At 71.0% G+C, this 21,782-nt stretch carries 9 protein-coding genes; 1 reads left to right on the top strand and 8 read right to left on the bottom strand.

What is annotated here, in order from left to right; all coding sequences use genetic code 11:
* Positions 1–6: 6 nt before the first annotated feature.
* From nirD to AXK60_RS12955, 8 genes are all read right to left on the bottom strand, one after another.
* Positions 7–414, bottom strand: coding sequence for a nitrite reductase small subunit NirD (gene nirD / locus AXK60_RS12990; protein WP_068571564.1), 408 nt, complete (start codon positions 412–414; stop codon positions 7–9).
* A complete protein-coding gene (gene nirB, locus AXK60_RS12985; RefSeq protein ID WP_068571563.1) occupies positions 411–2,945 on the bottom strand; it encodes a nitrite reductase large subunit NirB in 2,535 nt (844 codons plus the stop codon). The genes nirD and nirB overlap by 4 nt, the downstream gene beginning before the upstream one ends.
* Positions 2,946–3,085: 140 nt before the next feature.
* Complete coding sequence (locus AXK60_RS12980; protein WP_068571562.1) at positions 3,086–4,771, bottom strand: NTP transferase domain-containing protein; 1,686 nt, start codon at positions 4,769–4,771, stop codon at positions 3,086–3,088.
* On the bottom strand, positions 4,758–8,735 hold the full coding sequence (locus AXK60_RS12975; RefSeq protein ID WP_068571561.1) for a bifunctional nitrate reductase/sulfite reductase flavoprotein subunit alpha: 3,978 nt from the start codon (positions 8,733–8,735) through the stop codon (positions 4,758–4,760). The genes AXK60_RS12980 and AXK60_RS12975 overlap by 14 nt, the downstream gene beginning before the upstream one ends.
* A gap of 103 nt (positions 8,736–8,838) precedes the next feature.
* Positions 8,839–9,711 (bottom strand): ABC transporter permease, encoded by an 873-nt coding sequence (locus AXK60_RS12970; protein ID WP_068571560.1) that lies wholly within the window; start codon positions 9,709–9,711, stop codon positions 8,839–8,841.
* Positions 9,708–11,075, bottom strand: a complete 1,368-nt coding sequence (locus tag AXK60_RS12965; protein ID WP_231855420.1) for an ABC transporter ATP-binding protein — start codon at positions 11,073–11,075, stop codon at positions 9,708–9,710. The genes AXK60_RS12970 and AXK60_RS12965 overlap by 4 nt, the downstream gene beginning before the upstream one ends.
* Complete coding sequence (locus tag AXK60_RS12960; protein ID WP_068571558.1) at positions 11,072–15,517, bottom strand: non-ribosomal peptide synthetase family protein; 4,446 nt, start codon at positions 15,515–15,517, stop codon at positions 11,072–11,074. The genes AXK60_RS12965 and AXK60_RS12960 overlap by 4 nt, the downstream gene beginning before the upstream one ends.
* Positions 15,510–21,002, bottom strand: a complete 5,493-nt coding sequence (locus AXK60_RS12955) for a type I polyketide synthase (RefSeq protein ID WP_068571557.1) — start codon at positions 21,000–21,002, stop codon at positions 15,510–15,512. The genes AXK60_RS12960 and AXK60_RS12955 overlap by 8 nt, the downstream gene beginning before the upstream one ends.
* Before the next feature lie 471 nt (positions 21,003–21,473).
* On the opposite strand from AXK60_RS12955, the gene AXK60_RS12950 reads away from it, so the two are divergent.
* Positions 21,474–21,782, top strand: a 309-nt coding sequence (locus AXK60_RS12950; RefSeq protein ID WP_139057933.1) for a helix-turn-helix domain-containing protein, incomplete at its 3' end; no start/stop codon positions are given.

Here is a 21,782-nt window from a genome sequence, read left to right as displayed (position 1 = left end):
TTGCGATCACAGCGCGACGGCGCCGCGGCGGAAGCCGAACGCCACCTCGGGGGAGTTCGCCACGAACACCGTGCCGTCCAGCGAGATCCTGGTGTCGTACACCGGGATCGACACGCCGGGCGCGTCCAGGCAGCGGCCGTCGAGCAGGCTGAACGCCTGCTTCTTCAGGGGCGACTGCACCACGGGGAAGCCGCCGCGGTCCCCGACGATGCCGCGCGAGAGCACCGCGGCCCGCCCGATCGGATCGACGTTCCCGACCGCGCGGATGCTGTCGTCGGCCAGGCGGAACAGGGCGACCTGGGCGCCGTCGGGCAGGAGGACCGCGACGCCGCGCAGTCGCTCGAGCCGGGCGGCGGCACACGCGGCGGTCCAGTCGCGGGTCCAGCGGTGCAGGTCGAAGGGCGTGGTGGTCATGCGCGGTCCTTTCGCAGGGGCATCGACGGGCTGGCGCCGAGCAGGACGGGCACCTTGCGCCCGTTCTTCTCGCCGAAGTCGACGGTGGGGTCGGGGGCGCCGGGGGCGTTGACGAAGGAGACGAACCGGGCGAGCTTGTCGGGGTCGTCCAGCACGCCCTTCCACTCGCAGCCGTAGCCGTCGACGTGGCGGGCGACCGTGGCCTCGAAGTCCGCGGCCAGGCCCAACGCGTCGTCGATCACGACCTCTCGCAGGCGGTCCATACCGCCGTCGAGGCTCTCGACCCACGGAGCGGTGCGCTGCAGTCGGTCGGCGGTGCGGATGTAGTACATGAGGAACCGGTCGACGTACCGGATCAGTGTCTCGGAGTCGAGGTCGCCGGCCAACAGTTGCGCGTGCTTGGGCGTCATGCCGCCGTTGCCGCCCACGTAGAGGTTCCAGCCGGATTCGGTGGCGATGACGCCGACGTCCTTGCCGCGTGCCTCGGCGCACTCGCGGGCGCAGCCCGAGACGCCCATCTTGATCTTGTGCGGGGACCGCAGCCCGCGGTACCGGAGCTCGAGGTCGATGGCCATCTGCACCGAGTCCTGCTGCCCGTACCGGCACCAGTCGCTGCCCACGCAGCTCTTGACCGTGCGCAGCGACTTGCCGTACGCCTGGCCCGATTCCATCCCGGCGTCGACGAGTCGCCGCCAGATCAACGGCAGCTGGTCGACCGTCGCGCCGAACATGTCGATCCGCTGGCCACCGGTGATCTTGGTGTACAGACCGAAGTCGCGGGCGATCTCGCCGATCACGATGAGCTGCTCGGCGGTCACATCGCCCCCGGGCATGCGGGGCACCACCGAGTAGGTGCCGTTGCGTTGGATGTTGGCGAGGAAGTGGTCGTTGCTGTCCTGCAGCGACGCCTGCTCGCCGTCGAGGATGTGGTCGGAGCTCGTGGAGGCGAGGATCGACGCCACCGTCGGCTTGCACAGGTCGCAGCCGGTACCGGTGCCGAACCGCTCGATGAGTCCGGAGAAGGTGCGGATCCCACTCGCCTGGACCAGCTCGAACAGCTCGGCGCGCGACTGGGAGAAGTGCTCGCACAGGGACTTCGAGACGGTGACGCCCTCGGACTCCAGCAGCTGGGAGAGCAGGGGGACGCAGGAGCCGCAGGAGGTGCCGGCATTGGTGCAGCCCTTGAGCTCGGCGACGGTGCATGCGCCGGCGGCGATCGCGCCGCACAGCGCGCCCTTGGAAACGTCGTTGCAGGAACAGATCTGGGCGTCGTCCGGCAGGGAGCCGACGCCGATGGCCGGCGCACCGTCACCCGCGGGTGCGATCAGCGAGACCGGGTCGCCGGGCAGTGCCGACCCGACCAGCGGCCGAAGCAGGCCGTACTGTGATGCGTCGCCGACGAGCACGCCGCCGAGGAGCGTCGAGGCGTCGTCGGACAGCACGAGCTTCGCGTAGGTGCCGCCGATCGGATCGCTGACCACCACGTCCAACGCTCCCGGGGTGGTGCCGTGCGCGTCGCCGAAGGAGGCGACGTCGACCCCGAGCAGCTTGAGCTTGGTGGACATGTCGGCACCCGGGAACCGTGCGTCGCCGCCGAGCAGCCGGTCGGCGACCACCTCGGCGGTCGCATAGCCGGGCCCGACGAGGCCGTAGCAGCGCCCCTCGACCGCGGCCACCTCACCGATGGCGTGGATCGTGGGATCGGAGGTGACGCAGCCGAGGTCGGTGAGCACGCCGCCGCGCTCCGCCAGGTCGAGACCCGCGGCGCGTGCCAGCTCGTCGCGCGGGCGGACGCCGGCCGCGAACACCACGACCGCCGCATCGACGACCGACTCGTCCTTGAGCGTGATCGCCAGGCCGTGGTCCGCGGGGCTGATGTCGACGGTGCCGGAGCTCAGCGTGATGTCGATGCCGAGGGCTCCGATCATCCGTGCCAGGTGCTCGCCGCCGCCGGTGTCGACCTGCTGCGGCATCAGGCGTGGATTGACTTCCACGACATGCGGCTTGAGACCCAAGGACAGGAGCGCGTTCGCCGCCTCGAGCCCGAGCAGGCCGCCCCCGACGACCACGCCGACGGCGCCGGGGTCGCGCTCGAGCGCGGCGTCCGCGTCCGCCCGGATCGCGTCGAGGTCGTCCAGGGTGCGGTAGACGTGGCAACCGGGGAGGTCGTGGCCGGGCACCGGCGGCACGAAGGCGTAGGACCCCGTGGCCAGGACCAGGGCGTCGTAGGCCACCGATCCACGGTCCGTGACGACCGTCCGCGCCGCCCGGTCGATGCCGGTCACACGTTCGCCCGTGCGGAGCTCGACCAGGTCGTCGCCGACGTAGTCGTTGCCCGCGAGCGCGAGCCGGTCGCGCTCCCACACCCCCACGTAGGACGACAGTCCGACGCGGTCGTATGCGGCGTCCGCCTCCTCGCCGACCACGACCACGCGCCAGGCGCCCGCGTCGTCCCGCGCCCGGAGGGCTTCGACGAACCTGTGGCCGACCATGCCGTGGCCGATGACGACGACGGTGCGGGGTGCGGTCATATCCGTCTCCTCTGCATTGGGAACCCGTTGCCACGAACGGTAGGGAGGCGGTGTTGCCGCGAGGTGCCCGCGCGTTGCGGCCCCGTCACGGGATCCTCACGGCGCGCGCGGCGCGGAGGTGAGGTGACGGACCCGCGGTGTCAGACGAGGCGTTCGACCAGGTCACCGACCCGGGCGAGCGGCGGCAACAGCACGATCGCGCGGTGGTCCACCGCGTCGCCGAGGTGTCCGGTCGCCACGGAACCCGGGACGTGCCAGCGGCCGGCGCCGTCCGGCTCCGCGGGCAGCATCCGCCATCGCGGATCCGGATTCGGGTCGGCGAGCGCGACGAGGTCCTCCGGCCGGGGCGCCGCCCCGGTCAGCGTCTCGCACACCGGTCGCCCGAGGAGTGCGGCGCCGAGGAGCGCCGCCATGGGGTTGCCGCCGAGGCCGAGCACGACGGGACCGCCCGCCACCGTCGCGACGATGATCGATCCGCCCGGGCGCACGTCGACGCCATCGACGTGCAGCACGGCCCCCGCCGCCTCGAGGGCTCCGCGCAGCCGGTCGGCCGCGCCGCGGCCCGTGGCGCCGATGATCGCCACGACGTCCGCTCCGCCCTGTCGGAGCGCGGCGACGAAGGCCTCCGGGGTGTCCGCGAGGTGCGGCGCGCGGGTCACTCGCGCGCCGAAGCCGGTCAGGAGAGCTGCGACCGGGCCCGCGGCGGTCTCGGGCAGCCCGTGCTCGCCACGAGCGCCGACCTCGTCGCCCGAGGTGTGCAATGCGACGCGCACCGGACCGCGCAGGAGCGCCCTCGCCACGCCGCCCGCGGTTGCGAGGGCCGTCACCGCCGGGCCGACCGCGGTGCCCGCGGGGGCGAGCAGTTCGCCCGTCCGCCAGGCGGATCCGGCCCGCCGGACGTCGTCGCGTGCCGGCGCGTCGCAGGCCAGAACGTCACCGTCCCGGATGACCTGCTCGTCGCGGATCACGCGCTCGGCGCCTGCCGGGAGGCGAGCGCCGGTGGCGATGCGGACCGCGTCGCCGTGCCGGATCGGGGGTGCGTCGTGTCCGGCGACGACGGCACCGTCGACGGCGGTCCAGGGCCCCCGGCCCGCGACGGCCCAACCGTCCATGGCGGACTGATCGAAGGGCGGGAACGGGGCGGCGGCCACGAGGGGCTCCGCGAGGACCGCGCCGTCGACGAGCGGGCCGGGCACCGCAGGCAGGACGGGGAGCGTGCGGCGCAGCGTCCGTCGGACGGCCGTCGGCGAGATGCGCGCGAGGCGCAGGTGCTCGGGGGTGTCGACATCGGTGACGGCGGAGCGCAACCGTGGCGGGTCGGCTCGGACGATCGCGCGGAGCGGCAGGCCGGTGGGGTCGCCGACTCCGGCGACGGCGGAGCGCAGGGCCTGCGCGTCCCACACGGCGAGGAGGTACTGGACGCGTCCGGTGGGGTCCTCGGCGAGGACGACCGGGGCATCCGTTCGTGCCCGGAGCGCGGCCAGCGCACTGACGGTGCCGCGGTCCACCTCCGGCAGGTCCGCGGCGAGCACCGCGATCGTCCGCACCCCCGCGGGAAGGGCGTCGAGCCCGGCGACCACGGCCGCGAGCGGGCCGCCGCCGGAAGGGGTCTCGCGGGTGACCACGACGCCGGGTGGGACGGTCCGCGGGGGTCCGACGACCACGACGACGGCGCCCGCGACAGCGTCGAGAGCGGCGTCCAGGAGTCGGCGTCCGCCGACCGTCTGCTCCGGCTTGTCCAGCCCGAGGCGGCGTCCCTCGCCGCCGGCCACGATGATCGCCGCGTCGATCCGAGCGGCGGAGTCGTCGTGGTCAGTAGACGTCACGCACGTATCTCCGTTCGGCCGAGAGTGCTGCCACGTAGGCGTCCGCACTGCGCGGCGCCATGTGACCGTGTTCGGCGACGATACCCCGCAGTGCCTCGTCGACGTCGCGGGCCATCCGTGCGGCGTCGCCGCACACATAGATGTACGCGCCCCGCCGGATCCAGTCCCACAGCTCGGCGGCGTGCTCGCGCATGCGGTCCTGGACGTAGACCTTCTCCGCGCAGTCGCGGGAGAACGCGGTGTCCAGCCGGGTCAAGCCGCCGGACTCCTGCAGGTCCGCCAGTTCCTCGCGGTAGTAGAAGTCGGTGGCCTCGTGCTGCTCGCCGAAGAACAGCCAGTTCCCGCCGTCGTGGCCGGCCTTCGCCCGGTCGTGGAGGAATCCTCGGAACGGCGCGATGCCGGTGCCGGGCCCGATCATCACGGCCGCGGCGTGGGGATCCTCCGGTGGGAGGAACGCCCGGGTCGGCTGGATGAACAGGTCGACCTCGGCACCCGGGACGAGCGTCGCCAGATGCGAGGAGCACACCCCGGCCCGGCGGACGCCGGCATGCTCGAAACCGACGACGGACACCGTCACAGACACCGCCCCGGGATCCTCCCTGGGGCTCGACGAGATGGAGTACAGGCGAGGTGTCAACGGGCGTAGCAACTCCAGCCAGCGCGTGGGATCGACCTCGACGGGGTGCGCCGTCAGCAGGTCGGCTAGCTGGCGCCCCCAGGCCCAGTCCGCGAAGTGCCGCGGCTCGTCGATGATCGCCCGCAGGTCCTCGGCGCGCGGCGAGTTGTCCGCCACGAAGCGCAGGACGTCCGGCGTGATCTGCGTGAGATTCCTCCGGGCGAGGCCGTCGGTCTCGGGATCGACACCCGTGCGGGCGCAGAACTCCTCCACCACGGCGCCCGAGTTGACGGGCCACACGCCGAGGGCGTCACCCGCACGGTACGACAGTGTTCCCTCCGGCAGCGCGAAGGTGAAGCGGCGTACGTCCTTCGCCGATCCGCGGCCGGACAGCGCGGCGGACTCGCGCAGCACGGTGCGGAGCGGATTGTTCCTCGAGTAGGACGGCGCGGAGGCGGAACCCGCGGGAATCGCGGGTGCGGCCTCGGTCGTGCCGGCGTCCGCGGATCGGTCGAGCGCGGCGGTCACCGTCGCGAGCCACGCGGCGGCGGCGGCGGCGTAGTCGGGATCGCACGACGCCCTGGGCGCGATCCGATCGGCGCCCAGGTGCTGCAGTCGCGAGTCCAGCTTGCGCGCGAAACCGCAGAAGTCCGCGTACGAGGGATCGCCGAAGCCGAGCACGGAGTAGTCGAGGTCGCCGAGGTCGCCGGGTTCGGCCGCCGCCAGCGCATCCCACAGCGCGACGCCGTTGTCGGGCGCCTCGCCGTCGCCGGTGGTGGCCACCAGGAACAGGACCGTGCCCGTCAGTCGTGAGGGCGATATCTGCTCCGCCCCGAGGACCTGGGGCGCCATCCCGGCCGCGGTCAGCGCGGCGGCGCACTCCTCCGCGTACCCCTCGGCGGTACCGGTCTGCGAGGCCCACACCAGCGTGACCGTTCGTGAGGCGCCGATGGTCGTCGCCTCCTCGCCGGACGGCGGCGCCGGGAACGTCGCGGGCCCCGCGTAGACGCCGGCGAGGACCCCCTCCAGCCACGCCCGCGCGATCGGCCCCAGCGGTGCGGTCGGCGGGACCGACGGTACGCCGCTCGGCGGTGCGGCGCTCAGGCCCGCCAACAGGCCGCCGAGGAAGCCGGACTCGGACGGGGAGAGCTCGCCGGGCCCGCTCGCGTACGCCCCGAGGGCCGCGGAGATCGGGGAAGCCGACGAGTCGGCGGCGGCCCCGGCGGCCACGGTGCCGGGGGATTCGGAGGGGACGGGGGTCAGTGCCACAGCGCTCACCTTGAATTCCGGTTGCAGGGACTCCGGGTCGACGGCGTCGTTGGTGATCGCGTTCACGGCCGATTCCTCGCCGAACGCGTCGTTGTAGTGCATGGGAGCGAAGCAGACGCCCGGGCGGACGCCGTCCTCGACCTGTACCGGCAGGGTCGCGCCGCCGCGGCGACTCGACACCCGCACCCGCGAACCGGTGCTGACCCCGAGGCGCTCGGCGTCGGAGGGGTGCACCTGCAGAAACGGGCCGGGGTTGAGCTTGTTGAGCTTCGCGACCTTGCCGGTCTTGGTCATCGTGTGCCATTGGTGCGCCAGGCGACCGGTGGTGAGGATCAGCGGGTACTCGTCGTCCGGCAGCTCGGCCGGGGGCATGTAGGGCCGGGGGAGGAACTGTGCCCGGCCCGACGGGGTGGCGAACCGTAGCCCCCGATCGGGGTCCAGGTAGCGGATCGGGTTGCGGTCGTCGCAGCCGGGCGCGGCGGGCCACTGCACCGGGCCGCGCTCGAGCCGCGCGTGGTCGACCCCGCGCAGGTCCCACCCCGTGCGGGGATTGTGGAACTGCTTGAGCTCCTCGAACACGGCTGCCGCGTTGGGGAAGTCGAAGGCGTCCCCGTAGCCGAGTTCGGCGGCGACGAGGCAGATGAGCTTCCAGTCCGGGAGCGCGTCGCCGGGCGGCGCCGTCACCTCCGCCGTGCGGGTGAGGTTGCGCTCCGAGTTGATCATCACGCCCGAGGTCTCCGCCCAGTGTGCCGCGGGCAGAACGATATCGGCGTACTCCGCGCTGTCGTTCCCGGTGAACGCCTCCTGCACGATCACCAGCTCCGCGGTCTTGAACGCGTCGATCACGGTGGAACGGTTGGCCATCGACGCCACGGGATTGGTGCAGATCACCCATGCGGCCTTGACGGAACCGTCGGCCAGCTGCCGGTACATGTCGACGGTGCCCTGCCCGACCTCGGTGCGGATCGATCCGGCGGGCAGCCCCCAGGTCTGCTCGGCGAAGACCCGGTCGCCCTCGGCGAGGACGCTCCGCTGGCCGGGCAGGCCGGGGCCCATGTATCCCATCTCGCGGCCGCCCATGGCGTTCGGCTGCCCCGTGAGCGAGAACGGGCCGGAGCCGGTGCGGCAGATCGCGCCGGTGGCGAGGTGCAGGTTGCAGAGAGCGATGGTGTTCCAGGTACCGTGGATCGACTGGTTCAGGCCCATGGTCCACAGGCTGGTCCAGTTCTCGGCCCCGCCGATCAGCTCGGCGACCCGGGCGATGTCGGCCGGGTCGAGACCGGTGACCTCGGCGACGCGGTCGAGGGGGTAGTCCTCGAGGAACGAGGGCATCGCCTCCCAGCCCTCGGTGTGCGCATCGATGAAGCCCCGGTCGATCCGGCCCTGTTCGACCAGCAGTGCGAGGAGACCGTTGAGCAGCGCCAGGTCCGTCCCCGGGCGGATCGGCAGGTGCAGGTCGGCCTTCGCCGCCGTGGCGGTCCGCCTCGGATCGACCACGATCAGCTTCGCGCCGGCCTTGACCCGGTCCATGAGCCGCAGGAACAGGATCGGGTGACAGTCGGCCATGTTGGCGCCCATCACCAGGAACACGTCCGCGTGGTCGAGGTCGTCGTAGCTGCCGGGTGGGCCGTCCGCGCCGAGCGATTGCTTGTAGCCGGTTCCCGCGCTGGCCATGCACAGCCGCGAGTTCGACTCGATCCACCGGGTGCGCAGGTAGCCCTTGGCGAGCTTGGTCGCCAGGTACTGCGCCTCCAGTGTCATCTGCCCGCTCACGTACAGCGCGATGGCGTCCGGCCCGTGCTCGTCCCGGATCTCGCGCAGCCGCCGCCCGGTGGCCGCGATCGCCTCGTCGAGAGCGACCGGCCGCCGCTCGTCGTCGCGATGCTCGCGAAGTTCGGCTCCGGCCTGCCGCCCGCCCGCCGTGAGCAGGTCGACGGTCGTGCTGCCCTTCGTGCAGAGCCGCCCCCGGTTCGCCGGATGGTGCCGGGTGCCGACGGACTTCGCCACCGCACCGTCGCGCACCTGCAGCGTCAGGCCGCAGCCCACCCCGCAGTACCCGCACACAGTCTCGACGTCCATGTCACCACGGTGCCGGTCGGATGTTTCCGGCAGCGGGCGACCGTGTTACAGCGAGGTCACCCGAACCGTGCGGCGGTGCGGGGCGAGCCGACGCGCCGGTTGTTCAGCCGATCTTGCGGCCGATCCGCCATGCGCCGAGCGCCACGAAGACTACGAACAGGCCCGCGAAGACTAGCCAGATCACCCATTCGGAGACCTGCACGTTCGCGATGTGGGGGAGCAGTCCGTACTCGTTCTGCACCGTCGTCCTCGCCTGCTCGGATCCGTTCGCCACGGCGCCCAGCGGTCCGCGGGTGAACGGTCCGCGCATCACCGATGCCGCCTGGTTGAGCGGCAGCAGGTTCATGAACGTGACCACGCCACCAGGGAGGGCGCCGACAGTGATGTACGCGCCGGCGAGGAAGCCGCCCGCCGTACCGACGATCGTCGCGACCGAGGTGAACACGGCATTGGACCCGATGAAGGTGACGACGAGGCTCCAGATCGCCGAGAACAGCAGGCAGAACCCGACCAACTGGGCCAGGGCCTGGGCGAAGGCGCCCGCTGACAACGCGGCCGAGTAGACGACTCCGAGATAGACCTCGGCGAGGACCAGCACCAGTGAGCTCAGCAGCGTCGAGACGAGGAAGGCGCCCATGAGGTAGCCCAGGATCATCTGGAATCTGCTGATCGGCGAGACGAGGAAATCGCGGAAGACGTTGCCTACCCTGTCGTTGACGAACACCACGAGCGCCGACAGGCTCGTGGTCGCAGTGGTGATCATGACCAGGTTGGCGATCACCCAGGAGTACACGAAGGCGTCGACGTCGTCCTTCGAGGCGGTCGGCAGGGACTTCTGCAGAGCACTTGTCTGCACACCGCCGAGGAAGGCGGAGAACAGCACGAACAGGATGATCGGGGAGAGCAGCGAGAAGAAGACGGCCGCAGGGTCGCGGAAGAAGACGACGACGTTGCGGCGGGTCAGGTGATGGATCATCGTCGACCGCCGTTCCGCGTGATGTTCAAGAAGACGTCGTCCATGGTTCCGTGCCGGAACTCGAAGTCGGTGACCTCGGCGTCGAAGTGGCGTAGCACCTGCTTGGCCTCCTGGCTCGATTCCACGGCCATCCGGCGTTCGTTGCCGTTGCGTGCGGCGCGCCGGCCGAACAGTTCGTCGAACCGCCGGGGATCCCGCAGAGTGACCCGAAGCTCGTCCTTGGCGTGCACGGCGCGCAGTTCCGTCGGCGTACCCACGGTGACGATCCGGCCGTGATCGATGATCGCGATCCGGTCGGCTCGCTCGGCTTCTTCCATGTAGTGCGTGGTGAGGAAGACGGTGAGGTGCAGGCGCTTCTGTAGGTCCATGATCGTTGACCAGACGCGGTCGCGGGAGTCCGGATCGAGGCCCGTTGTCGGTTCGTCGAGGAACAGGATCCGTGGTTCGTGAATCAGTGCGCGGGCGATGTCGGCCCGCCGCTTCTGTCCGCCCGAGAGTGACTTGTACGGCCGGTTCAGGAACTCCTCCAGGTCGAGCAGGGCGGACAGCGAGGTGATCCGGTCCTTCGCGGCCTTCCCGTCCACACCGTAGAACCTGGCGCGCAGGGCGAGGTTCTCGCGGACGGTCAGGATCGGGTCGAGGAGGGACTCCTGGAAGACCACGCCGATCGCGCGTCGGATCTCGATGTCCTGCTGGCCCACCAGCATTCCTGCCACGCGGATCTCCCCGGACGTCGGGGATTTCAGCGTCGTGATGCAGCTGATCGTCGTGGACTTGCCCGCCCCGTTCGTTCCGAGGAAGGCGAAGGTGCTCGCGCCGGCGACGTCGAACGAGACGCCGTCGACGGCCCGGAGGTCGCCGTAGCTCTTGACTAGGTTGCGGACGCTGATGACGGGCGCCGTGCCCACGGGGTTCGGGCCCATCGGCCGCGGTACGAGTGCCGGCCGCGGTACGAGTGCCGGACCCGGCGCCAACGGTGCCGTGAGGGGCGGACCCGCCCGATGCGCGGGCGGCGGCGATACGCGGTTTGCTCCGAACGGGGGAGCGCCCTGCTCCGAGGCCGGGTACACGCGCTGCGGCGCCGCCGCAGCCGGGGGCCGGACCGGTGCCGGTGCCGGTGTGGGTGCCGGTGCCGGAGTGGCTGGCGATGTGGGCTCGGTCTCGGGAGCCGCGGTCCGAGCGACGGGCGTCAGCCGTGACGACGGCAGCGTCGGGCGCGCCGCGGGCAGCGCGGGCCGCGATGCTCGCGTGCGCACCGGGGGCGGTGCGGCGAGGCCGGACTGCATCGCGATGGCGCGACGCCAGCGCTGCCGGAGCGTGGTAGTGGTTCGCTCGACCGATCCGCGGCGGTTGGGCTCGATCACGAGGCGACGCCTTGATCAGCTCCGGCGACGGAACCCGGCCCAGGAAAGTAGCCGCGGTCGATGAACCAGTCGAAGTAGCGGCGCAGGAGGGTGCTGTCGATCGGCGGACACACGATGTCCGTACCAACCAGTCCCTCGTGGACGTTCGACATGTCGAAGGTCGCATCGGGCATCTTGTCAAGCGGTGTGGCGGACAGGAACGGGGCCAGCGCTGCGGCCGTCTCATCGCCGGTCCGCTCGGCGAGATCGGTGGCCCGCTCGCACCATTGCGCGAAAGGCAGTTCCTCTCCGGCGTAGCCGTAATCGGCCATCCACTGCACGAGATCTGGCACGGCGACCGTCTCGTCCGAGACCACGTGGAAGGTCCGGCCCGACAGCGACTGCTGCCGCGACAGCCGGGCGATCGCCTGCACCACGTAATCGACGGGCGTGATGTCAGTGGACATGTCCATCGTCGGCGCTGCCCCCATCGTGACGCCGAGACGGATGGTCTGCCACAGGAAGTCGGAGTCCTGGCAGGCCCCGGTCACGCTGTGCCCGGCGACGCGTCCCGTGCGGTAGACGAAGGTCGGAATTCCGCGTGAGCGCGCCTCGAAGACCACCTGCTCGCCGACCCACTTCGATTGGGTGTAGCCGAAGGTGAACTCGGGGTTCTGGATCGGGGTGCGGTCCTCCTCGGAGAAGACCGTGTCCTGCGGGTAGGAGAAGCGCGAGAAGACGTAGGTCGTCGACACGAAGTGCACGGGCTTGACCGGGCCGTCACACGCCAGTGCCAGGACCTGGACGGTCCCGTCGACGTTGGCGGACTTCAGAGTCTGGTAGGGCCGCAGGAAGTTGACGTCTGCTCCGCAGTGCATGATGCCATCGACCGTACCCGCCAGCCAGACCCACGTCGCGTCGCTGAGGCCCAGGCGCTCGCGCGTCAGATCGCCTGGGACGGCGACGATCCGGCCGGCGAAGGACTCGTCCCAGATGCCGTAGCCCTCCATGGCCGCCCGGATCCGCTCGATGCCCTCCTCGGCGGTGGCCGCCCGCACGAGGCAGTGCAGGGTGGCGGAGGAGGTCGCAAGCAGTTCCGCGACCAGGAACGAGCCGACGAATCCCGTGGCGCCCGTGACGAACAGGTTCCGCGGGTCCGCCGCGCTGTACACCGGGGCCCCCGGTGTGGGCCGGATCTCGTCGGGGAGCCGGACCTCGTCGGCGAGCACGAGCGTGTTCGCGACCGATCCGCCGTTCTCCAGGATCAGGGCGAGCCGTTCGATGGTGAGCTCGCCGGCGAACAGCACGGGGAGCGGGACCACCATGCCGAGCTTCTCGCGCACCCGGAACACCAGCTTCGTCGCCAGCAGTGAATGCCCGCCGAGCAGGAAGAAGTCGTCGCGCACGCCGGGAGCCGTGTCGAGCGACAGCAGATCGGTCCAGATCGCGGTGAGATCGCGCTCGAGATCGGTGCGCGCGGCCACGAACTCGGCGCCCCCGGCAGCGGTGAGCGCGAGCGGCGCGCCACCGGCGGAGACCAGCGCCTTGCGGTCGATCTTCCGGTTCGGGGTGAGCGGGAAGGCATCGACGAGGACGAACGAACTCGGCACCATGTACGGCGCGAGCGTCTCGCGCAGGCCGTCCAACAATGCGTGGACGTCGCCCAGGTTGTCGGCGGTGCCCTCGATGTAGGCGGTGATCGCGGCCCCGTCGGTGTCAACTGCGGCGATCGCTCGGACGCCGGGGAGGGCGGTCTCGAGGGCGCTCTCGATCTCGCCCAGTTCCACGCGGAAACCGCGCACCTTCACCTGCGTGTCGATGCGCCCGCCGAACTCGATCCGTCCGTCGCGCAGCCGCCGCACCAGGTCGCCGGTCCGGTAGGCCCGCAGGCCGGGCGTGCCGGGCAGGGTGACGAAGCGGTCGGCCGTCAGCTCCGGGCGCTCGTGATAGCCGAGCGTGACTCCGTCGCCCGCGATGCACAGCTCGCCGAACACGCCCGCCGGTACGGCGGCGTGCGCGGGATCGGTGATGACGATTCCCGTGCCGGCGATCGGTTGGCCGATCGGGATGGCGCCCCGAGCGACGTCCTCGGGTGTGACCCGATGCACGGTCGACCAGATGGTGGTCTCGGTAGGGCCGTACATGTTCCACAGTTCGCCGACGCGCGACAGCAGTCTGCCCGCCAGCGCAGCCGGCATGGCCTCGCCGCCGCAGAGCGCGCGGAGACCGGGCGTGCCCGCCCACCCCGCGTCCAGTAGGAGGTGCCACGTGGTGGGCGTGGCCTGCATGATCGTGACGCCGTGTTCGTCGAGCAGCCGTGCGAGGCGATCGCCGTCGCGGGCCTCGCTGGTGTCGGCGATCACTACGCGAGCCCCGGCGACGAGCGGGAGCAGCAGTTCGAGAACGGCGATGTCGAACGACGGGCTCGTGACGGCCAGCAGCGTGTCCGACGGCGCCGCGCCCGGTTCGTCACGCATCGCGGCGAGGAATGTGACGACGTTGCGGTGCGAGACCCGAACGCCCTTGGGGCGGCCTGTCGAGCCGGACGTGTACAGCATGTACGCAACCCTCTCGGCGGGGTCAGCTGTGGGGCGCGGTGCGGGGGCGGCGGGTTGGGCTTCGGCCGGGTCAGCGGCGATGTCGAACCACGGTAGATCGAGCCCGGGGACGTCGGCGAGGTGCTCGGCGGTGGTGATGAGCATGGGGACGCCCGCATCCGCGCAGATGAACTCGAGCCGCTCCGCCGGGTACGCCGGGTCGAGTGGAACGAACGAGTAGCCGGCGCGCAGCGTCGCGAGCATGGCGACGATGACCTCGGCGGATCGGGGGAGAAGTAACCCGATCGGTGTCTCCGGTGGCGCGTCGACACGCTCGCGGATCCGGGCGGCGAGGCGATCCACGCGCGCCGTCAGGTCGGCGTAGGTGATCCGCTCGCCTCCGGCGATGATGGCGGTCCTATCCGCCGAAGCGCCGGCGGCCAGCACGAATTCGTCGAGGGCGACGGTGCCGACGTCCTGCGCCGGCGGTGCTGTGATGACCTGCGGGGTGGTGGACAGGGGCAGCGTCGAGATCGCCTGGTCGGCGCGGGCATCGGCGGCGACCAGCGCGTCGAGCACGGCGAGGAATCCGTCGATCAATGCATCGGCGGACTCCTGGTCGAACAGATCCGAGGCCACGTCGAGTGTCCCGCTCATAGTGGTGGGGGTCGTCGTGATGTTCAGCAGCACATCGAACTTCGAGCAGCCGTTGTAGAGATCACGGAGCTGCATCTGTGGGTCGCTCCGGTCCTCCTGCATGTTGAGGATCGCCTGGAACAGGGGCGGGCGCGACGGGTCGCGCGTCAGGTCAAGTGCGGACAGCACGCGGTCGAAGCGCGCGTCCCGGTGCCGGAATCCCTCGCGGACGGTGGCGTTGACCTGCGAGAGGAGCCCACCGGTCGTCTCGTCCTCGCCGAGGGCGACGGGCAGCGCGAGCGTGTTCAGGAACGGCCCGATGACCTGCTCCGTGCCCGGCTGCGAGCGCTGCGCGACGGGCACACCGACCACGACGCCGTCCTGCGCGGCACAGCGGCCGAGGACGATCGCGTACGCGGTGAGCACGGTGACGAAGGGTGTGACGCCATGCTCGGCGCTGAATGTGCGGACCGTCGCGGCCTGCTCAGCGGTGAGCTCGAAGCCGGTCCGCAGGCCGCGGTAACCCTGGCGGGCGGGCCGCGGTCGGTCGGTCGGCAGGTTGAGTGCAGTGGGAGCGCCCGCGAGACGAGCGGTCCAGTAGGCGATGTCGTCGGTATCCGCACCTGCGGCGATCCGCTCCTCCTCCCACAGCGCGGCGTCCGCGTAGTGGAAGGGCACAGCGGGCAGCGTCTGCAGCTGTCCGACGAGCCTGCCCGTCGCGAGCCGCCCGAGCTCGGCGAACAGTATGCCGGTGGAGTACCCGTCACCCACCATGTGGTGCAGTGTTATCTGGACCCAGGTGTCGCCCGTGTCGGTGCGAGCGAGGGTGGCCCGTAGCAGCGGGCCAGTCGCGATGTCGAAGGGACGACGCGCGTCTTCTTCGAAGGCGAGGTGCATCCGCTCCTCGACCACGCCGTCGAGGAAGGCCACGACGGGCCGTTCTGCCGGCATGATCCGGGCGATCGGCTCGCCGCCAGAGTCCTCGAACCGGGTGCGCAGTACAGGATGCCGTTCGATCACTTCAGCCAGACAGTCGGTGAAGACGTCGACGGGGACGTCGATCGGCAGTCTCGCCACGCCGGACATCACGTGCATGGTGGTTCCCGGGTGGAGTTGCTCCAGGAACCACATGTCCTGCTGCACGGCGGAGAGCGGGGTCGCGTCGCCTTCGCGCACCCGGGCCGTGATCGAACGGCCGGCACCGGCCGACGGGGCTTTGCCCAGCTTCGTGAGGAGGGCGCGGCGCTGGGCGGGGCTCAGTGCCGCGAGCCGGGTTTCGATGTCAGTCAACGGGGGCCTCCGCAGTGGGGTCAGTGGTCTCGGCGCCCGTAAGGAGGGCCGCGACGGCGTCGTCGTTCAGGTCGGCGAGCAGCGCCGCGAGGTCGTCGACCTCGGCGTCGTGCGAGGTCATGTCGAGGGCGTGCAACAGCTCGGCGCCGATCCCCGCCACGGTGGTGGCACCGTCGAGCAGGAAGGCGATCGTCGGTGCGGTCCCGAAGTGCTGCTCCAGGCGGATGCGAAGTTCGGTGGCGAGCATCGAGTCCACGCCGAGGCGGCCCAGCGGCTCCTCGTCCGGGATGTGCTCCTCGGCCATGCGCAACACCTGGGAGACGGTGTGCCGCACCCCATCGGCTGCGATCGAGGGGCGCTCCGCGGGCGTGGCTGCGTGCAGGCGGTCTAACACCGACCCGTCGTCGCCGCCGCCGTCGTCGTCGCCGCGGCCGAGGTGTGCAACCAGGACGGGTGTGAGCGCGTAGTTGGTCACGACAGTGGGCCAGTGGGCGGAGACGACGCCCTGCTGCACCTCGCTCGAGCCGAGCAACTCGCCCAGGAGCGTCATACCCGTCTCGGGCTCGATGAGGTCGATTCCGCGCTGGCCGTACAACTCCCTCAGTCCGAGGCTGGCGATCATCCCGGCATCCCAGGGGCCCCAGTTGATGGATAGGCCGGGGAGGTTCCGAGCACGCCGGTAGTGCGCGAGCGAGTCCAGGAAGGCATTGCCGGCGGCGTAGTTTCCCTGCCCGGGCGACGGGATCACCGCAGAGATCGAGGAGAACAGCGCGAAGAAGTCGAGCGGTGCCCCGGCTGTGGCCTCATGCAGCGCCCACGCCCCGAGAACCTTGGGCCGGACCACCCGATCGACCTGCTCTTCCGTCATGCGCACGAGGATCTGATCCTCGACGGCGCCGGCGGAGTGGATGACACCCCGCAGGGGCGGAACCCCGGACTCGAGCAGCAGGTCGAGGACTGCGCCCAGGGCTGTCGCGTCGGTCACGTCCACGGCGACGACGTGCACGCTGGCCCCCGCGGCCTCGGCCGCGCGGACGGTACGCACGGCGTCCCGCTGCGTGGGGTCGGTCAGGGAGTCCCACTCCTCGCGGGGCGGGAGTCCGGAGCGGCTCGTGACTACGACGTGGCCGGCGCCGCGCTCGGCGAGCGAGACGAGTACGAGGCGTCCGAGCGCGCCGAGGCCGCCCGTGACGAGGTACGCACCGTCGGCGCGCATACGAGCCGGGATCCTGCCGCCGGACCGCGTCGAGGGGTACAGCCGCGCGACGAGGCGTTCGCCGCCCCGGAACGCGACCTGATCCTCCTCGGAGCCGGAGATGGCGAGCTCGTCCGCCAACAGCGCGATGCTGCCGTCGACGTCCTCCGGGTCGAGGTCGACCAGGCGCGACTCGAGGCCCTTGAGCTCGTGGTGGAGCACACGCCCGACGCCGAGGATCGAGGACTGCACCAGCCCGCGGTCGGACATCGCGCCGCCGATGGGCTGAGCGCCTGCCGTCACGACATAGGTAGGCGCCGCGATCTCACGCTGGTCGAGCTCCGCCGCGAGGTGCACGATCGACAGGACTGCGTCGTGCGCGGTCCACCTGAGGGAGTCTGCGGGGCTCGTGTGGTCGCGGTCGAGCGACCACAGGTGGACGATGCCGCGCAGCCCTTCGCCGGGCACCGTGCGATCCAGGAGGTCGGACAGGGCGGTCCGATCGCCGGGCGGAACGGCTCCGTCGGAGACGGAACCCGCCGGCACGAGGACCGGCGTTCCGCCGGCGGCGGTGAGTCGCTCCGCCAGCCGTGCTGCCGTGCCGGTGTCGTCGGCGAGAAGGAGCCACGTACCGGTCGCGGCCCGGCGCTCCCCGTCGTCCGCCGGCTGGGGTTCCCAGGTCTGCTCGTAGACCCAGTCGGTGCCGACACGCTGCGGTGCGGTCGCGTCGCTCTGGACCAGGACGGTGAAACCCTCGACCTCGACGACGACGCGCCCGTCCTCGGTGGCGATGGTGACGTCGCCGGCGATCCGGGTGGGGTCGCCGGCATCGGGACGTGCGGTGGCGCGCACGATCAGCGGGCCCTGCGGCCGCTCGTGGATCACCACGCGGTCGGCGCCCACAGGGAGCAGCCTCGCGGTCTCGTCGCGCCGCAAGGCCAGTGGAAGGAGCAGCTGGAAGGCGGCGTCGAGCACGCTCGGTTCGAGGATCGGTGCGCGGTCGGCCACGGGCTCCTCCGCGACTTCGCGGATCCGGGCGGTGGCGGCCCCGTCGCCGATCCGGACGTCGTGCAGCAGCTGGAAGGAAGGACCGTACGAGAAGCCGGCGCGATCGAATGCCCGATACAGCTCGACCTGGTCCACTGCGTCGAGTGCGGGGTCGACGCCGACGTCGATCCGGGTACCGACGGAAGGGGCCGGCTGCAGCGTGGCGCTCGCGTGCCGTACCCACCGGCTCGCCTCGGGGAGCCGGCCGTGGATCGTGATTCGGCCGGTAGCGGCGTCCAGACTGGTGTCCACGAGGTACGTGCCCCCACGGTGCAGTAGTGCCGCCTCGAAGGTCACATCGACCAGGGTGCAGGACGTCGCGTCGTACTCGTCGCGCGCGACCTCGGCGGCGATCTCGATGAAGCCCGCACCCGGGAAGAGCGTGGCGCCGTGCACGACGTGGTCGGCGAGGGAGCGCGGTGCGGTTCCGTCGAGGAGGCGTCGCCATGCGGGCAGAGCACCTTCCGTGCGGTTGCCGAGATACGGCTCGACGGTCTTCGCGAGGCGGTCCCGGCGTCCCGATTCGCCCTCTGACCAGTATCGCGCGCGCTGCCACGGGTATCCGGGCAGCGCTCGGGCCGCCGAGCGCGGTGCGAGCGGCGTCCAGTCGACGTCGATGCCGCGGACCCAGAGTTGTGCGAGCGCCGCGGCGAAGGACTGGGCGTCGTCGCCGTCCCGGCGGAGGGACGTCACGGACGCCGCGGTGGCGGCGCGCGCGGCGGCGGTCTCGCCGATAGACCGTCCCAGAACGGCGGTCGGGCCGATCTCGACGAAGGTCACAGCGCCATCGGCCAGCATGGCGTCGGCGGCGGCGCCGAACAGCACCGGGCGACGGATGTTGCGCCACCAGTACTCGGCGTCGTGCGGCTGCGAGCCGTCCTCGGCGACGCGGGCACCGGTCACCGTCGAGTAGAGAGGGGTGCGCGGGCACCCCGGAGCGAGGGACTCGAGCGAGGAGCGGACCTCCGCTTCGAGCGGGTCCATGCCGCGGCTGTGGTACGGGACGTCGCCGGGAACCAGACGGGCGAAGACGTCGTAGGCCTCGAGCCGGGCAGCGATCGCCTCGAGCGCCGACACTGAACCGACCAGGGCGACGGAATCGGGGCTATTGATCGCGGCGAGTTCGACGGTGCCGTCGGCGACCTCGGGGATCTTGCCGGCCTCGGCCTCGCTCAGCGCGACGGCGAGCAGGCGGCCTTCGCCGCTCGCGAGGTGCTGGAGCCGCGAGCGGTGGACGATCACCGTGATCGCGTCGTCGAACGACAGTGCGCCCGCGGCGAGTGCTGCCGCGACCTCACCTGCACTGTGTCCGACGATGAGGTCGGGACGCACGCCGAACGACTCCCACAACCGAGTCAGCCCGTACTGGACGGCGAAGTTGGTGATCTGCGCCACCACGGACTCGTGCATCCGGGAAGACTGTTGGTCTGCGAGTAGCTCGGCTACGAGCGAGAAGCCGATGCGCGGCGTGATCGCTGCGTTGCACTCCTGCACCGCGGCGCGGAAGACGCTGTTGTGCTGCAGGAGGCCTCGAGCCATACCCCACCACTGTGGCCCCATGCCGGTGTAGACGAAGGCGAGGGGCCGGGCATCGTCGAGCGCAGTACCGGTGTGCACCCGCTCGTGCGGCATGTCCGCGGCCGCCGCCGCGAGAGCTTCCACGGTCTCGGCGACGGAGCCCGTGACCACGGCCAGCCGCGCCTGACGGTGCGCGCTGCGCCGGTGGGCGAGGGCGCGCACCAGGGCGGTCGTCCCGTCCTCCGCGGCCACGAGGTCGCTGTACCGGCCGGCCAGCGCGGCGAGCGCTGCGTCGCCGCGGGCGGCGAGGGGGAGGATGGCGGCGATGCCGTCGCGCCGGCTGCCGTCCGGTGTGGTCGGGCTGGCCTCGGGATCGGTGGGCGCGGGCGCCGACTCCAGGATCACATGCGCGTTGGTGCCGCCGAATCCGAACGAGTTCACTCCGGCGCGGATCGGGCCGTCGACGGGCAGGTCGGCGGGCGACGTCGTGATCCGCAGCCGGAGATCATCGAGGTCGATCTCCGAGTTGAGGTTCTCCAGGTTCAGGTGACGCGGCACGTGCCGATGCGCCAGCGCGAGGACAGACTTGATGAACCCGACGACGCCGGCGGCGGCCTCGAGGTGGCCGAGGTTGGTCTTGGCGGAGCCGATGAGCAGGGGGCGGTCCGCCGCCCGCTCGCCACGGTAGGCCACGCCGAGCGCGTTCGCCTCGATCGGATCGCCCACGGGCGTGCCGGTGCCGTGCGCCTCGACATAGTCGATGCTCGCGGGGGAGACATGCGCCGAGGCCAGGGCTGATTCGATGGCGAGCCGCTGGCTCTCACCGTTGGGCACCGTGATGCCGTTGGTGCGGCCGTCCTGGCTCACGCCGGTGCCGAGCACGGTCGCGTAGACGTGGTCGCCGTCGGCGAGCGCCCGCGCGAGCGGCTTGAGCACGACCAGAGCTGCGCCCTCTCCGCGGACGTAGCCATTGGCCGCCGCGTCGAAGGCGCGCGACGTGCTGGTGGGCGAGAGGAAGCCGCCGGTCGAAGCGGCGACGGTGAAGTTCGGGCTCAGCATGAGGTTCACGCCGCCCGCGAGCGCCAGCTCGCTCTCGCCGTTCCAAATCGACTGGCACGCGAGATGGATCGCGACCAGGGACGAGGAGCACGCCGTGTCGACTGACATGCTGGGGCCGAGGAGGTCGAAGGCGTGCGAGATGCGGTTCGACAGCATCGTCATCACCACACCGGTCGCGGTGTGTGCGGCGACAGTGGGGGCTTCGGCGGGGTTGGGTGAGAACTGCATCTGGCCGTAGTCGAGAGTGAACCCGCCGGTGAAGACACTGGTCGTGGACCCCTCGAGGTCCTCTGCGCGCAGCCCGGCGTCCTCGATTGACTCCCACGCCACCTCCAGCAGCAGTCGCTGCTGCGGGTCCATCGAGTTAGCCTCGATGGGGGAGATGCCGAAGAATGCGGCGTCGAACTCGTCGATCGGATCGGTGAGGAAGCCGCCGCGCTGCACCCGGCTCTTCCCCGGCGTTCGCTCGGGCTCGTAGTACCGCTCCCGGCTCCAACGGTCCTCGGGGATGTCGACGATCGCGTCTCGGCCCTCGTCGAGCAGGTTCCAGAAGTCGGTTGCGGAGCGGACGCCGCCCGGAAGCCGGCATCCGATGCCGACGACCGCGATGGGCTCACGCCGCCACTGCCCCTGGTCGCCGCTGCTGCGGCCTTCCCCGTGTGTCACTTCTGCACTCCTCGCATTCCCCTCGTCGGCGCCGGCAGCTTCATCACCGTGAGCCTGATCCTCATCCTGGATGTCGGTCCTTAAGCTGCGCCTGTTTCACGCTTGGCGGAAACATCCGTTCAGAGTTCCGCTCGACTACAAAACGATTACCGCTGGTCCGTTGGCAAATCATAGTCCCGCAGAGCGCGGCGGTACTCACCAGCTGCATGTCGTCATCCGATCAGACGGCAGGCTCGCGCCTACGGCGGACGGTAAACTCGCACGTCGGTGACCTTTTCCGTGTCACGCGCCGGCTATCGCGGATCATCGTTGATCGTTCCTCTGTGGGTGACTGCGCTCGTTGATTCTCCCCAGTTCTGCTAACTGAATCTCCCCACTTGTGTGCACCCGCCAAGTAATGGGCGGGGCCTCCCCGTGATGCTGGTGGTCTCTGACCACGCACCAGCCCTTCGAGGGAGGCCCCGCTCGTTCATGCTCACACAAGGAGAGACCGTGGAAGCACATGCTCTGCGCAAGCAGGGGTGGACGATCTCAGCGATCGCCCGTCATCTGGGACGGGACCGTAAGACCGTCCGCAACTATCTCAACGGGGTCACCGAGCCGGGTGTCCGCCACCGGGACGAGGACCCGTTCGAGCCGTTCGCCGAGTACGTCACCAGCCGCTTGCTCGAGGACCCGCATCTGTGGGCGCAGACCCTGTTCGACGAACTCGTCGAGATGCGGTTCAAGCAGTCGTATTCGTCGCTGACCCGGCAGATCCGGGACCGTGGCCTGCGCCCG

Origin of the sequence: Tsukamurella pseudospumae (assembly GCF_001575195.1) — a bacterium.
Lineage (GTDB): Bacteria > Actinomycetota > Actinomycetes > Mycobacteriales > Mycobacteriaceae > Tsukamurella > Tsukamurella pseudospumae.
This window is presented reverse-complemented; position numbering and strand designations above follow the sequence as displayed.